Source organism: Halolactibacillus sp. JCM 19043, assembly GCF_001310395.1.
Lineage (GTDB): Bacteria > Bacillota > Bacilli > Bacillales > Amphibacillaceae > Halolactibacillus > Halolactibacillus miurensis.
Genome location: NZ_BAXD01000004.1, coordinates 25,395 through 39,655, shown reverse-complemented (window position 1 = coordinate 39,655; position 14,261 = coordinate 25,395). Strand labels below are relative to the sequence as shown.

The following is a 14,261-nucleotide window of genomic DNA, read 5'->3' as shown; positions in this document are numbered from 1 at the left end:
CCCTCTTTTCTATTAGTTTTTTACCCAGATTGGTGAAGCCCATGCGCGCTCACCATTTCTTTGATATACCTTAACTAATACATAATCATCTTGTGCCAATTCACCCAATTCCGTCTCATAAGTTACTTCATAAGCGGTAGCAGGAACCCCTCTATGAATCTTAACCTTATATGCATTGTGCCAGAATGGGTCTGAGCGATAAAAGTTATCTTTATCAAAACGTTCTTTGGCTAATTTTTTAGCCTCATCGACTAAGCCAATTAAATGAGATTCAGATAAAATATCTTTGACTTTATATGAGTAAGTTTTATCATCGATAATTATTTCTAAATCAGAATTAACATCTGCTTCAATCTCAAATATCATTGATTGATTTTGAATATAAGGTGTCTGGTGGTTTTTCTGAGATAATTTTTCATTACCATATCCACCCTTCGTTGTATTGATATCAAACTCTGCTTCACTTTCACCAATCATACTTACGCTTTGGCCTGGGGTTGTCCATAACTTTTCAATATCTAGTATTTTACCTGTGGTTTTAAGAGAGCCTGTCCAGTGCTTTTCTTGAATATCAGGATACACTCGCTGATCAGGACCCCATCCAAGTTCCAGCTCAAACTTAAATACTACATTTCCAGTCAGTGTTTCTTCTTCCCATTGTCCATTATGAATATATGTGTCTTTTACCACGTTATTTTTAATAAATTCAATTCTATCAATCGCATTTGTTCCTTTAACTTCAACTTTTGCTTCGCTTGTTTGAGAGGGTTCAATAAAATCACCCATTAATGCCCCGTTAAGTTCATAGTTTAATTGAATCCGGCTTCGAGTTACACCATAAACGTTGCGGTTGAGTAAAGCTTTAAAAATACTTTCTCTCGATCTATCTTCCGACCAAACGGCTAAAAACCCGTTACCAGTAATTGCAGGACAAACGTGATTGTCACCTGAGCAGATAATCCCTGTAACCGCTCCTTCTTTCAACCTTGCATGACTGTTCCCTTAGAGTCTCTGGGGCCCATATGAATATGAACATTCATCGGTAAGTCATCATAGTCACTTTCTGATGAACCGTGCGAAGAATATATCTCGGTGAAAGGAGAATATTCATAATCATGAGTGGCCCAATTCTTTCCTCTATGGCCTACTGCATAACCTGTATGATGTGGAATGGCCATCGCTTGACTTTTGGGTATTTTATTTAATAATTCTTTATAAGTCATTGGATGATGGATATCTTGATCATTATTTAAATAATAAACATTGTGATCCCCATCTTCTCCATTTCCTTGCCATTCATATCCCATAAAGAATGTAAAATCGTCTTCAGATTTTTCTTCAGCAAATTGACGAATGTATTCCCAATCTTTTTGCATATCCTCTAGAGGAATCGTATCCTCTAAAGGTAATCCATGTTTAGATTTACGATGAAGGAACGGATAGTAAGCAACCCCCCAGAAATCAAGCATTTCTTTAGCAAAATCATACCAGTTTTCTAAATCATTAATTTGTTTTGGATGGATATTCGAGTGGAAATCCGACCACAATAATTCTTTTTTCTTCATACTCATTTTCCCCCTTAATTTAATTTTGGCCAAGCATCGTTATTAGCTTCTATAAGATCATTTAAAATACTTTTAGCTAAGTCTGTATCTACTACTGTTCTATTCAGAGTTAAAGCTTTTAAAGCCGCGTCATACGAATTATTATAAAAAGCGTCTACCGTTAGCTTTTCATAAGCGTATTGATTTTCTATTAAGCCTTTATAAAAAGTATCAATCGGTCCAACACGTAAGGGTTCAATATTATTGCTATTTACTAAACATGGTACTTCTACCATAGCCTCTGAAGGTAAATTTTCAATAACCCCTTTATTTTCAACCATTATGATAAATAAATCATTTCTATTATTAATGATTGCTGTCATTAAATCGACAATATAGTCACCATGTACCCCTGAAGATATTTCGATATCCTCTGTGGAATTTTGCTGTTTGACAGCTGAAATCATCGAAAATACTTCTTTTTCTCTCTCAGCAATAACCTGATCCGCTCTTGTATGATGAGGATCGGATTCTTTCACAATCTTCTTAGGATACAGATAGTACTGTAAATACGTATTTGGAACTGGGCCATCAAAATCATTAGTCATTTGAGCTAATTGTTCAAATGTCTTTTTCCACGAATCATCCGACATAGCTTTTTCAGTAGGAAGAATCGCGTCATGTTTAAGGTATTCTTTAATTTCTGGTAATCGATCATTTCCTTCTTGGTCATACAGGTTAGTAAACCAACCAAAATGATTTAATCCAAAGTATCTTGGTGATAGTTGCTTTCTTGATACTCCCAAAATATTTGAGAATGCATCCATTATCCCGATTGGCATATCACAAATATTTATTAAACGCTGATCGTTTGGAAACTCTCTTTTTGTTGCTTCTGCGACAATAGCTGCTGGGTTTGAATAATTAATAATCCACGCATCTGGAGATTGCCGTCTAATTTCTTTAATTATCTCAATGAAGTCTTTTAAAGTTCGCATACCATAAGAAAATCCACCTGGTCCACATGTCTCTTGTCCTACCACACCATGACTCAAAGGAATTTTCTCATCATGCTTTCTCATTTCCAATCCACCTGATCTAATTTGCATTAGAACAAAATCTGTATCACTAAAAGCTTCTTCAATATTCGTAGTGCATTTGATGTTATTAACGGATGAATATCTTTCTTTGAACAAGACTTCTGCAAAATCTCCCACCTCCCGCTGTCTAGCCTCATCAGTATCAAATAATACGAGATTATCAATAGACACTTGGTCTTGATATCTAACTAACGTATCCAGCAGTGCAGGAGTATACGTGCTTCCCCCTCCAACTATAGTAATGTTAACTTTTTTCATAACCTCACTCCTTTGTGTTGTTAACCTCATCATAACAGCATTTAAAGCGTTTTCAATATATCGTGAGATCATAGTTAAAGCGTTAATTCAACTGATATAAATCACACCTAACGTTAAAAACTATCTTTTTTACATATATATGAATTTAAAATATACCAAATTGACACTCTATATTTTAAATGCCATAATAATTTTATTAAATATAATCACTAGGAGCGTGCTGAATTGAAATACTTATCCAAGTTGATTAAAGAAAATGAGGAAAAACTTTCAACAACAGATTATAAAATTTTAAACTTTGTCTTAGAAAATGTTGAAAAAGTAGACACATTCTCAATCAACACTTTAGCAGATCATTGTTTCGTATCACATGCTACAATCCTCAGATTAGCAAAAAAGTTAGGTTTTTCAGGATATTCAGAGTTTAAATCTTATATCAAGTTCAATAAAACTACTATTGATGAAGCACGTTCGGGTGAGATTTCTCGTAGTTTTTTAATTGAAGATTTAAAGAAGACATCAGATTTATTAAAAGAGCAAAGTGTTTCTCAAGCAGTGGAGGCTATTGAAAAGGCTGATCGAGTATATTTAATAGGATCTTGGTTGTTGAAATCGAGCGCTTATTTTACGGCTATGCGGTTCAATTATTACGACAGTAAGTTTATTTCGCCTCAAAATGAAGAAGAAGTTGAAATAGCTTTTTTAAACGGTATATCGAATAATACATTAATCATCTTTCTATCCTTTTCAGGTGAGAGTAAAAATATTATTAAATATGCAAAAAAAGCCCAACAAGTCGGAGCAACGGCAATATCAATAACGTCAATAACAAAAAATTCGCTATCAAAATTATGTGCGTTAAACTTTTGGGCTTACTATTCTGTGATTTATGAACCTAAGAATAATGAGTGCATTGCATCTAATTTAATGATTGATTATATCTTAGAAAAAATATTTTTACGTTACTTGCATAATCATGAAATATTAAATACGACAACTTCTATAGAAACATCTGAAGTGCATGATGATATGCTATAACTCAACGGTTTTAGTCTAAAATGTTAACTAAACTAAATGTTTTTAAAGGTATAACGGCTAAAAAAAAGTAAGTTCTTACGCAATTTTATCGATTAACTTGACCTTCTAGGAAGCCATTGTTTTCATTAAGTTCTATGGTGTTTAAAGTAGGTGAGAAATCAGATAGTAGCCTTGAAATGAAGTATGTAGTTAATAAATCATGTCGATCTTTTTCATATAAAATGAGTTCGCGAAACTCAAGCATATCTCTATCCTTTAATGCTTGTCAAAAACCTGTGATGAACGCATAGGACGGTCTAAGCTTAGGATATTTCATTAGTAGGAGGTGCGGATGTTTTCTTGGACTTTTTTCATGCAATTAAACCTAGTGTCTTTCTATAATTTATCGGACTGAGTCCTCCTAGAGACAGTTTAATTCTTTTATTGTTGTACCAATGCATGTAATCATCAAGTAGTTTAATGAATGTATCAATTGATATGTTTTCCCATTTAAATCCATAGAAAAACTCATTCTTAAGTCTTCCAAAAAAACCTTCGCAAGCCGAGTTATCTGGTGAACATCCTTTTTTAGACATGGACTGTGTCAGACCGTTGGTTTTAATCCTTTCAATCCAACCTGGCCATCTGTAGTGTACTCCGCGATCAGAGTGTACGATTAGCTTTGAATGATCAGAGAGTGTATCAAGTGCCTGATCAAACATACTATTAACGAGCTCCGCATTCGGTTGTGTACTGATTGACCAACTAACTATGCCCCCATCAAAACAATCGATAATGGGCGATAAATAGACTTTTCCGGCAGGAATACGAAACTCTGTAATGTCTGTCAACCACTTTTCATCAGGCGCTTCAGTTTTAAAATTTCGTTGAATAAGATTAGATGTCGCGGGAGTAATTTCACCTGCATACGAACTATATTTCTTTTTAGTTACTGAACGAACAATGAGATGCTCTTCCTTCATAAGTCGTCTAACAACTTTCTCAGAAACGACAACATGTCGTTTTTTAAGACCTAATACATACGACGATAGCCATACGTACAACGACTTTCAATAAAAATGTCCTTAAGCATTACCCGTAGATCAGTATATTTATCCGGAAGGTTAGACTGGCTTCTGTGGTAAAAATAGCTACTCTTAACTAAATCGAGATTTTCTAGCAGAAGTCCCAATGGATAAAAGATTCTTAAGGCATCAATCACACGTGTTTTTTCTTTGTTGGAGAGATGTTTTGGATTGATACCCCCGTTCTTTTTTACGAGTTCAGCAGACTTTTCCAAGATATCTTTTTCCATTCGTAGTCGATAAACTTCTCGCTTTAAAACATCAACTTCGCTTTTTAACGCTTCTAGTTGAGGGCTATCAGGCATATTAGTCATATTTGGTGGAAGTTCCTCTCCAATGAGCTCTTCTTTCCAATTATAGAGCGTTTTACGACTGATATGAAGGTGCTCAGCTATTTTTTGGACAGAGGTTTTGCGGCTCACAAGATGGATAACGGCCTCTTTTTTCTGCTCTTGAGAATAGTTTAACTTACTGCGCCTGATTTTACGAGCTTCAGGAGCAAGTTCTTTACACCAATCACTAAGCATGTTTCTGTCGGGATAACCCAACATACGAACAGTTCTCGAATAATTACGACCGTATTCGATATAGTGATTAACAGCAAACTGTTTTTCTTCATGGGTAAATTCACGTTTTCTTGTTGAGGTTATCTAAAGATCCCCAATCTCTTCATATTCCTTAAACCATTTGTACAGAGCTTTTGAAGAAGGATAGCCTAGTTCCTGAATGACTGACGCCAATGAGTGCTCGTATTTAATGTAAAACTTTACAGCTTTTATTCTTTCTTCGTAAGAGTAAATGGACATTCTCCTGTCTTATAGTTGTCCAAGATTATGTCCACACCTCCAAGTGGCTCTTTTTGTCCGCAATATTCAAGAAGGTTATACGACCTTCCTCATCAATCTGTTGAAATAAATCACTGCTTCTCTAAGAGGCTATATCTTGTTTAAACAAATGGTGGTGCAGTTTCCACCAATGCAAAAAATGACTTAAAGAATTATTTCCTTCAAGTATTAAGCAATATGCAATTGATAGTATCTGTTTATAGCGAGAAGGAAAGATGGCTTTTAAATCCTCATAGATCCCCGTTTGTTTATTGATTTGATAGATTATTCTCACAATTACCACCTCGTTATAAATTCTGGGAATGCAGGCAGCAAACGATAGTACAGTAGCAAAAAAATGCTGAAATCGGAAAAAAACGCGCACTTAAATCTTTATTTGACAATCTAATCGAGATCAACTTGACACATACACTTATTTTATGTAATTTACATTAAGCGTTAATTTTGTGTAAAATCTCTTGTGGAGGTTTCCTTTTAGTATTTGAATTAGAGGTCATCAATGACATTAATCGTACCAAAGGGACTTCTTTTTTGCATTCTTCAATCCATTGATTTTCTCTGGTATTTAGTTCCTTACAAGGATACTCCTATGTGTACACGATGATTTTTATTTAAAGACGTTTTATTCAAACATAAGTAAAGCTGCGCCAATAACACCTGCTTCTTGATTTAATTCAGCAGGTACAATAGGAGTATCACTCGCATCTCGATTTAAAGTAAACTGCTTAACATAATCACGAATAGGCTGGAATAGCGTTTCCCCTGCTTGACTGACGCCACCACCAATAACGATAATTTCCGGGTCAAGTGTATTAATCATAGCCGTAACCGCCATTCCCATTCGGTTAATCACTACGTCTAAATACCGGGTGATTTCTTCATCTTTCTCTTTATAAAGACTAAAAGCTTCAGCAGTAGAGATCGTTATACCTTTAATCTTTGAAGCTTCTCGACTAATAGCTGTCCCTGAACATACATGTTCAAAACAACCAAGTTGGCCACATGTGCATTCACCAAAGCTAGGATCGACAACCATATGACCAATATCCCCAGCATTTCCTTTGTTGCCTGATAGTAATTGATTATTTGAGATAATACCTGCACCAATACCAGTGCTAATCGTCACATAAAGAATATCCTTATGCCCTCTTCCGTTACCTAGATGATGCTCTGCAACCGCTGCAGCAGAGGCGTCATTTTCCAAGCGAACAGGGACATTAAACTGCTTTTTAAAATCAGCAACAATCGAAACATTGCGCCAAAGTGGCAAGTTGGGTGGATAAGTAATCATGCCACAAGAAATATCCAACGGACCCGGCGCCCCTATACCGATGCCAGCCAGCATCTCTTCTTTAATATCATGGTCAACTAACATCTGTTTTACAGTCTCAATTATGCTTTTAATCATCCGTGAAGGGTCTATGCTCGTATCTGTTACAAGTTTCGTTCGAGAAAGAATCTTTCCACTTTGGTCTACAATCGCTAGTGCTGTTTTGGTTCCACCAATATCAATACCAACCGCGTACATCTCGCCACATCCTTTATTATTATAGTATAAACAGAAACGTCAGAAAAAGGACCATAGCCATACATGAGCTATCATCTTAATCCTGACGTAATGATGTCTATGTCATAATGTTGTTCTAAAAAAACGAATCACTTGTCAGTTACCTCTCCTGAAATCATAAAGTGATAGGCAGCTCCGAGTAAATTAGCATGATTTTTATGATAACAAACCATCACTTTTGGCACCACGAGTTTTTCTGGTGTCTCTGTTTGAATAGTGATTAAACGACTTCTCAACTCATCTAATAATTCTTTTCGCGAACTAATCCCACCACCAATTAAGATGACATCTGGGTCATAGACGTACTGAATATTATAAATACCTAGCGATAACATTGAATAGAAGCGGTCAATTGCTTCTTGACAAATCGGGTCTTTCGCTTTAGCAAGCTCAAATACCTTTTCTCCTGACCAAGAAGATACGGGTTCAGCTTTCTTCTTAGCGACATAACGAATGATTGAAGAAGTCGAAGCTAAACGACTAAATACTGATAATTCTCCGGTCTCAGTCGGAAAGAGCATATAACCAAAATCACCTGCATGGTGATGGTTACCATGAAAGATCTTCCGGTCTTGAATAATAGCACCACCAATACCCGTTCCAATAATTAATGTTGCCACATTTTTTTCTGTTCGAGCATTTCCACTCCATATTTCTGCCAGTGCAGCACAATTAGCATCATTTTCAATTGTTACAGGCAAGTGAAAAAGTTCTTTTAAACAGATTCAAAATGTTATGTTCATGTAAATACGGTACCGCACTATCTGCTCCAATCATCCCGCTAGATAAAGGTATACCTGGACTACTAACCGCCACACCGCGGTAATCATGTGGTACATAGGCTTGTTTGATTGTATTTAATAGCATCGTAAAATCAGCAAATAGTGTAGGTGTTGGGTAAGATTGTTGCTGTGATAATTGGCTCTTGTTATCAACAAGGCCGACTTTGATATTTGTTCCACCAATATCAATTGCTAATACATCACTCATTGGTGTCAAACCCATTTCTTTTTACGAGTTCTTTAAACCATAAACCACTCTTTTTCATGTGGCGTGTCTGGTCTTCTAAATTAAGCCGGTAAAAACCATACCGATTTTTATATGCATTTAACCATGACCAGTTATCAATGAATGTCCACGTATGGAAGCCAAAGCAATTGGCTCCCTCTTGCATTGCTAAGTGAAGCCACTTTAAATGTTCTTCATAAAATTCAATGCGGTAATCATCTTCAATCATTCCGTCATCGTTGATAAAGCGTTCTTCACCAGATACACCCATACCATTCTCCGAAATGTACCACGGGATGTTGTGATAGTTTTGTTTAATGTTCATCGCAATATCATACATACCCTTTTCATAAATCTCCCAACCCCTATGCGGATTGATTCGACGATTAGGGTCTTCATAATAATCAAAAAAGCTTTCTGGTGTGATATGTTCGAGTTGATCCGTTGTTTCTTTTGCTTTTACCCGGCGCGTTGATAGTAATTGACACCTAAAAAATCAACCGTGTTAGATGCTAATAGCTCCGCATCATTTGCAATTCTTTCAGGCAAGAGGGCGTACTCATCAATAAGTTGAACTAACTCTTCTGGATACTCCCCGAGCACAGAGGGGTCTAAGAAGCTTCGATTATAGAATAAATCAGCTAAATGAGCCGCTTTAATATCTGCTTCACTTTCACTCTTAGGATAAGAGGGGGTTAAGTTTAAAATAATTCCAATCTCACCGTCTAACTTAAGTTCTCGATACGTTTCTATCGCTTTTGCACTTGAGAGCATTGAATGATAAGCAACAACAACAGCCCGTTTCATATCAATAACCGCAGGATAGTGATATGTATTGAGATAACCCATTTCCACTGGCACAATAGGCTCGTTAAACGTTGTCCACATCATCACTCGGTCCCCAAATAACTTGAAGGCTTGTTCTGCGTAATAGGAAAAAGCTTTAATAATATCAGGGTTTTCCCACCCACCTTTTTCTTGTAAGTGCATCGGCATATCAAAGTGAAACAGATTAATAATCGGCTTAATCTTTGCATCAATTAATCGATCAATAACATGATTATAAAAGGTCACTGCTTCTGGATTAACGTGTTCACCATCTGGAAGTAGCCGCGACCATGAAATTGATGTCCGAAACGAATTAAAGTTAATGTCTTTCATTCTCTGAATATCTTCTTCAAACTGTTGGTAAAAATCAGATGTGATACTAGGACCTACACCATGATAGAACTTTTCAGGGTTCGTTTTAAACCAGTAGTCCCAAATATTTTCTGCTTTTTCGTCACCTGCTACCGTTCCTTCAGATTGCGTCGCAGAAGATGCTGCTCCCCATAAAAACTCGGGAGGGAAATCATAATGAACCATTCATGATCATCCTTCTAAATTAATCAAATACTTTCTTTTCAAGTGCATAGAGCAATGCTTGCGAGAACAAACTATTAGACCACGCAAACCATTCACGGGTATATTGATAAGGATCATTCGCATCAAAACCTTCATGCATATAGTTTGTTCCAGCGTCAGTCGAAGCCAAAGTATCTATAAGCGCTTTTATCTTTATAGGGTCTTGTTCAGTTAAAACTTGCATTGACAGACCAATTGGCCAAATATAGCTCCGGCGTATGCGGACTTCCAAGACCTTTGGCATATGTGCCTTCATAGTAATACGGGTTACCTTCACTTAAAATAAATTTACGTGTATTTTGATAAATCTCATCATCAACACGACAATAGCCTAAATAAGGTGCAGAAAGCAGACTAGGAGTTCCGGCATCATCCATTAACACATGGTTGCCAAATCCATCTGTTTCATAGGCGTAAATTTTCCCGAATTCTGGGTGATGTACTATACCATAACTTTCAATGCCTCGCTGAACTTCTTTTTGTAGTCGTTGCATCCGTGTTATTAAAATATCTTCACCTTCAAGGTGTGAGATCATTTCTAACGCATAGCCAAGGACAACAACAACAAACATGTTGTCAGGAATATGGTAATGATACTCACATGCATCATCACTTGGTCGAAAGCCCGACCAAGTCATACCTGTATAATTCACAGGTGTTCCTTTTCCATTATTAGACAAAGTATCTATATCGGGACAATCATCTCGTTCAAAAGTATATGAAGATTTTTTGTCGTGATATTGTTCTATTTCCCACATTGAAATAATCTTATCCAGTGCTCTTAAGAACGTTGCATCAATGACCTTGTCATCACTTGTTTCTTTCCAGTAGGTATAGATTAGCTTTAGTGAGAAACAGACCGAATCGACTTCGTACTTTCGCTCCCAAATCCATGGTGTGAGCACCGATTTATCTGCTTTATTCCAGTGCTGATCATTTGCTTCTTCATTAAATGCATTCGTGTAAGGATCGTGGTTAATATAAAACAAGTGGCGCTTAATCAACCCTTTGATTAGTTCTTGTAGTTCGTCACTTTTAGTTAAAAAGGGCAAATAATGAGCGACCTGTTCAGCTGAATCTCGTAGCCACATCGCCGGAATATCACCTGTAAAAACAAAAGTTGTCCCGTCAGCTAAACGTTTGGTCGTTGTTTCAAGTGTGTTCGGGAAACAATTTGTAAATAGCTGTTGTAATTTCGGTTCATTTTTTAATTGTATATGGACTTCATCCATGACATCTTGAATAATTTCTGGATATTGCTTCATTTTTTCACCTTTAACCTTTCACAGATCCCGCTGTCATACCCTGGATAATTTTCTTATAGAATGCTAAGTAAATCAGTAAGACTGGCAATACCGTGATTGACATCGCTGCCATCATTTGCGGATAATTTACTGTGTACTGACCATTAAAGTTCGTTAAACCAACAGGAAGGGTTCGAAGCGCTTCGTCTTGAATAAGTACTAACGCAAACGGGAACTCATTCCAAGCTGTTAAGAAACTTAAAATAACTGCTGTTGCAATGACGGGTGAGGCAACTGGGAAAATAATTTTAAAAATAACTTGAAAAGTTGTACAACCATCCATGATTGCGGCCTCATCAATTTCTTTTGGAATTTGTTTAATAAACGATTCAAATAAGAAAATCACAATCGGCAAACCGAAGGCGACATAAGGCAAAATAAGTGTGTACGGTTTGTTTAATAGCCCGACATTTTTAAATTCAATAAAAATAGGGACTAGTAAGCCATGGATTGGAATCAACATACCAAACATAAATAATATATAAATCACTTTTCTTCCTGGGAAAGAAAATCTTGCAATCATATATGCAATAATAAAACCTAAGAAGATGATTAAGAATACGGATGATAAACTAATATACACACTATTAAAAAAGTACTCATGTAATTTACCAACCTGAATCGCTTCAATATAATTGGAGAATTGCCACGTTTCAGGTAAAGAAATCGTATTTAATGTGAATTCTTTCTGTGTTTTAAATGACGAATAGAGCATCCAAATAATAGGGAAGACGGCAGATAAAGAAAACATCAGCAATAGTATATTTACAATCGTTTTACCTAAAGGTGTGAGCCATTTCATTCTTTTTCTCCCCTTCCTATTATTTGACTGATGAGAATAAGTCCAAGACTAAGTGCTAACATACCGATAGATACAGCACTACCGTAACCTAATTCAAAACGATTAAATGATACGTCGTACGCATATTGTGCCATAACAGTTGAGCTGCTACCCGGCCCGCCGCCTGTCATAACAAAGATATGATCAAACACTTTCATGTTTCCAGCAATACAGAGCATGATGGCTACTCTAAATGTACTCTTTAGCATAGGCATCGTAATATGCCATGTTTGCTTCCAACTTGTTGCACCATCTATTTTGGCGGCTTCATATAGTTCATCTGGAATATTTTGCATCGCAGACATAAAGATAATTAAATAAAACCCAACAAACTGCCACACAATCGGAATCGTAACTGAGGTCATAACAATACTCGGGTCATCGAGCCATGGAGAAATCCATGACTCAAGACCAGCAGCATTCAGACTATAATTTAATAAACCATAATCATGATTGTAAATCATTGACCATAAAAAACCGATAATAACAGCGGCTAGTACATTGGGGATGAAAATAACCGTTCGGTGAAACTGTTTCCACTTTACCCATGATCTTGTTAATAAGACAGCAATTAAGAAAGCAATCCCAACTTGACCGATAATACTCATAATAATGATAAATAAGTTATTTCGGAACGATTGCCAGAACACATCATCTTGAATGAGTGCTACAAAGTTGTCTAAACCGATAAAGTCCATATTCGGTCCACCTGACCAATCAAAGAAACTATATCTTAATGCCATAACAAGTGGAACTAGTACGACAAAAGCGTAGATAGCTAATCCAGGTAAAAGGTATAAATAAATCTTAGAATTTCTAGGCTTTATTGCACTTTTTGTTTTCATTTTATCCCCTCAAATGTAAAGATTATTTACTATATACTTTTTGAATATTCTCCGCAGCTTCTTCTGGTGTCACTTGATCAATGACCATGATTTGCATGTTGTTGTTCATTTCTTCAATTAAAGCAGGCTCTAAGATCGTATCATAGATAGGTACATATTTATTATCTTCGAGTAATTCTAAGATTTCGCGTGTTAATCTACCTAAGTCCATGTCTTCCGTACCTGATACTTTAATTGCTGGCATTTGACCTTTTTCCAAAATAAGTTTTCCAGCATCTTCATTCGTTAGGTGATAAATCATGTCTTTAATTGCTTCAAGTTTTTCTCCTGTAACATCAGCGTTGATGGCATAAGCCCAACCACCGCCACCTGATACGGTATTTTGGTTTCCACCAGCATCATCAATCGCTGGGAAAATAGCTACATGTGTATTTTCTAATACGTCTTCTGGAGCATTACTTGAAATAGAACCAGCCGCCCAGTCGCCTTCAATAAACATCGCTGCTTTACCGTTCATGTACATAGCTTGTTGCTCACTGTTATCGATACTGTTCATATTTTCATTAAAAGCACCTCTATCAGCTAATTGATTAATTGCACCGAGTGCATCAATAAATGGTTGATCAGTAAAGGCTGCTTCACCATTGTTTGCTAAAATGTTATTGAACCACTCATCACCCGTATAGCGGTTGCCTAGCGTACTTAAATAACTTGAATTAAGTACCCACTTGCCTTTGTTTCCTAGAGCGATTGGGGTCACGTCATTTTCATTTAATGTATCGATAGCTGCTAAGAACTCATCCCATGTTGCAGGGAATGCTTCAATACCTACTTCATCAAAGATTGCTTGATTATAATAAACGATATGCGTCGCACCGCCTGAAATTGGCACGCCATAAGCACTACCATCTACTTGGAACGGCGTAAGTGTTCCATCAACAAATTGATCTTGCCAACCATCATTTTCATTCAAAAACGCATCTAAGTTCATGACTTGTTCGTTTTCTAAAAATTGTTGCGTCATTGAACCTTTAATTAGGAATACATCTGGTAATTCATCACCAGCTGCTAGTGTCTTAACTTTCGTTTCGTAATTATCATGTGACTGAATTTCTTGGTTAATTGTTACATCTGGGTTGTTAGCGGCAAACTCATCTAATTTTTCTAATTGAGCCGTTGGTGCTGGTTCCCCTAATTCTTTGTTGTAATAGTGCATAAGTGAAATGCTTACATCATCACCGTCTTGATTTTCAGAACCGGTTGCATTATCATCCCCGCTTCCACATGCAGTAAGTAGACTGACAATAGCAACAAATAAAGTGAGCTTTAAAATAAACGCTTTCATTTTTATTCCTCCTAAGAATTAATTTATAGTTTGATTATACCGCCTCATAATTCTTTTGACGTTACACGTTCTTGTGAAATGTTCTCCATTTTTGTCTA

The 14,261-nt window shown here is 36.4% G+C and carries 10 protein-coding genes and 3 pseudogenes; 1 reads left to right on the top strand and 12 read right to left on the bottom strand.

The features are described from left to right. Nucleotides 1-12: 12 nt before the first annotated feature. Genes JCM19043_RS03770 through JCM19043_RS03760 form a run of 3 tightly spaced genes read right to left on the bottom strand, consistent with a single transcriptional unit; the run spans nucleotide 13 to nucleotide 2,902 of the window. Nucleotides 13-984: a DUF3604 domain-containing protein gene (locus tag JCM19043_RS03770; protein ID WP_062320120.1), complete on the bottom strand. Its 972-nt coding sequence runs from the start codon at nucleotides 982-984 to the stop codon at nucleotides 13-15. Next, a complete protein-coding gene (locus JCM19043_RS03765) occupies nucleotides 981-1,565 on the bottom strand; it encodes a hypothetical protein (protein ID WP_062320118.1) in 585 nt (194 codons plus the stop codon). The genes JCM19043_RS03770 and JCM19043_RS03765 overlap by 4 nt, the downstream gene beginning before the upstream one ends. A 14-nt stretch (nucleotides 1,566-1,579) precedes the next feature. Further along, entirely contained in the window at nucleotides 1,580-2,902 is a 1,323-nt protein-coding gene (locus JCM19043_RS03760) for a 6-phospho-alpha-glucosidase (protein WP_062320116.1), read from the bottom strand. 243 nt (nucleotides 2,903-3,145) lie between these two features. Between JCM19043_RS03760 and JCM19043_RS03755 the strand changes: the two genes are divergently transcribed. Continuing rightward, a complete protein-coding gene (locus JCM19043_RS03755) occupies nucleotides 3,146-3,940 on the top strand; it encodes a MurR/RpiR family transcriptional regulator (RefSeq protein ID WP_197274729.1) in 795 nt (264 codons plus the stop codon). 350 nt (nucleotides 3,941-4,290) lie between these two features. Here the strand turns inward: JCM19043_RS03755 and JCM19043_RS15935 are convergent. The 9 genes and pseudogenes from JCM19043_RS15935 to JCM19043_RS03705 all read right to left on the bottom strand — a co-directional run bounded on the left by JCM19043_RS15935 (nucleotide 4,291) and on the right by JCM19043_RS03705 (nucleotide 14,163). After that, nucleotides 4,291-5,804, bottom strand: a pseudogene (locus JCM19043_RS15935) (IS3 family transposase). A gap of 667 nt (nucleotides 5,805-6,471) precedes the next feature. Continuing rightward, entirely contained in the window at nucleotides 6,472-7,377 is a 906-nt protein-coding gene (locus JCM19043_RS03740; protein WP_062320107.1) for an ROK family protein, read from the bottom strand. A 128-nt stretch (nucleotides 7,378-7,505) separates the two neighbouring features. Further along, nucleotides 7,506-8,117 (bottom strand): ROK family protein, encoded by a 612-nt coding sequence (locus JCM19043_RS03735; protein WP_062320105.1) that lies wholly within the window; start codon nucleotides 8,115-8,117, stop codon nucleotides 7,506-7,508. Continuing rightward, complete coding sequence (locus tag JCM19043_RS18045; RefSeq protein ID WP_062320102.1) at nucleotides 8,101-8,406, bottom strand: ROK family protein; 306 nt, start codon at nucleotides 8,404-8,406, stop codon at nucleotides 8,101-8,103. Before JCM19043_RS18045 ends, JCM19043_RS03735 begins: the two co-directional genes overlap by 17 nt. Further along, nucleotides 8,399-9,789 (bottom strand): annotated as a pseudogene (locus JCM19043_RS03725) (glycoside hydrolase family 1 protein). The gene JCM19043_RS18045 and the pseudogene JCM19043_RS03725 overlap by 8 nt, the downstream one beginning before the upstream one ends. Nucleotides 9,790-9,808: 19 nt before the next feature. Then, a pseudogene (locus JCM19043_RS03720) lies at nucleotides 9,809-11,093 on the bottom strand (glycoside hydrolase family 125 protein). A gap of 10 nt (nucleotides 11,094-11,103) precedes the next feature. Then, nucleotides 11,104-11,934, bottom strand: a complete 831-nt coding sequence (locus JCM19043_RS03715) for a carbohydrate ABC transporter permease (protein ID WP_062320100.1) — start codon at nucleotides 11,932-11,934, stop codon at nucleotides 11,104-11,106. Then, nucleotides 11,931-12,716 carry a carbohydrate ABC transporter permease gene (locus JCM19043_RS03710; protein ID WP_231631382.1) on the bottom strand — a complete coding sequence of 262 codons (786 nt, stop codon included), beginning with the start codon at nucleotides 12,714-12,716 and terminating at the stop codon, nucleotides 11,931-11,933. Before JCM19043_RS03710 ends, JCM19043_RS03715 begins: the two co-directional genes overlap by 4 nt. Before the next feature lie 124 nt (nucleotides 12,717-12,840). Further along, entirely contained in the window at nucleotides 12,841-14,163 is a 1,323-nt protein-coding gene (locus JCM19043_RS03705) for an ABC transporter substrate-binding protein (protein ID WP_062320097.1), read from the bottom strand. Nucleotides 14,164-14,261 lie beyond the last annotated feature (98 nt).

What these genes read in the sequence shown, in the direction of transcription:
- JCM19043_RS03765 (WP_062320118.1), bottom strand. Translation starts at nt 1,565, where the DNA reads ATGAAGAAAAAAGAATTATTGTGGTCGGATTTCCACTCGAATATCCAT.
- JCM19043_RS18045 (WP_062320102.1), bottom strand. Translation starts at nt 8,406, where the DNA reads ATGAGTGATGTATTAGCAATTGATATTGGTGGAACAAATATCAAAGTC.
- JCM19043_RS03705 (WP_062320097.1), bottom strand. Translation starts at nt 14,163, where the DNA reads ATGAAAGCGTTTATTTTAAAGCTCACTTTATTTGTTGCTATTGTCAGT.
- JCM19043_RS03760 (WP_062320116.1), bottom strand. Translation starts at nt 2,902, where the DNA reads ATGAAAAAAGTTAACATTACTATAGTTGGAGGGGGAAGCACGTATACT.
- JCM19043_RS03715 (WP_062320100.1), bottom strand. Translation starts at nt 11,934, where the DNA reads ATGAAATGGCTCACACCTTTAGGTAAAACGATTGTAAATATACTATTG.
- JCM19043_RS03710 (WP_231631382.1), bottom strand. Translation starts at nt 12,716, where the DNA reads ATGGCATTAAGATATAGTTTCTTTGATTGGTCAGGTGGACCGAATATG.
- JCM19043_RS03740 (WP_062320107.1), bottom strand. Translation starts at nt 7,377, where the DNA reads ATGTACGCGGTTGGTATTGATATTGGTGGAACCAAAACAGCACTAGCG.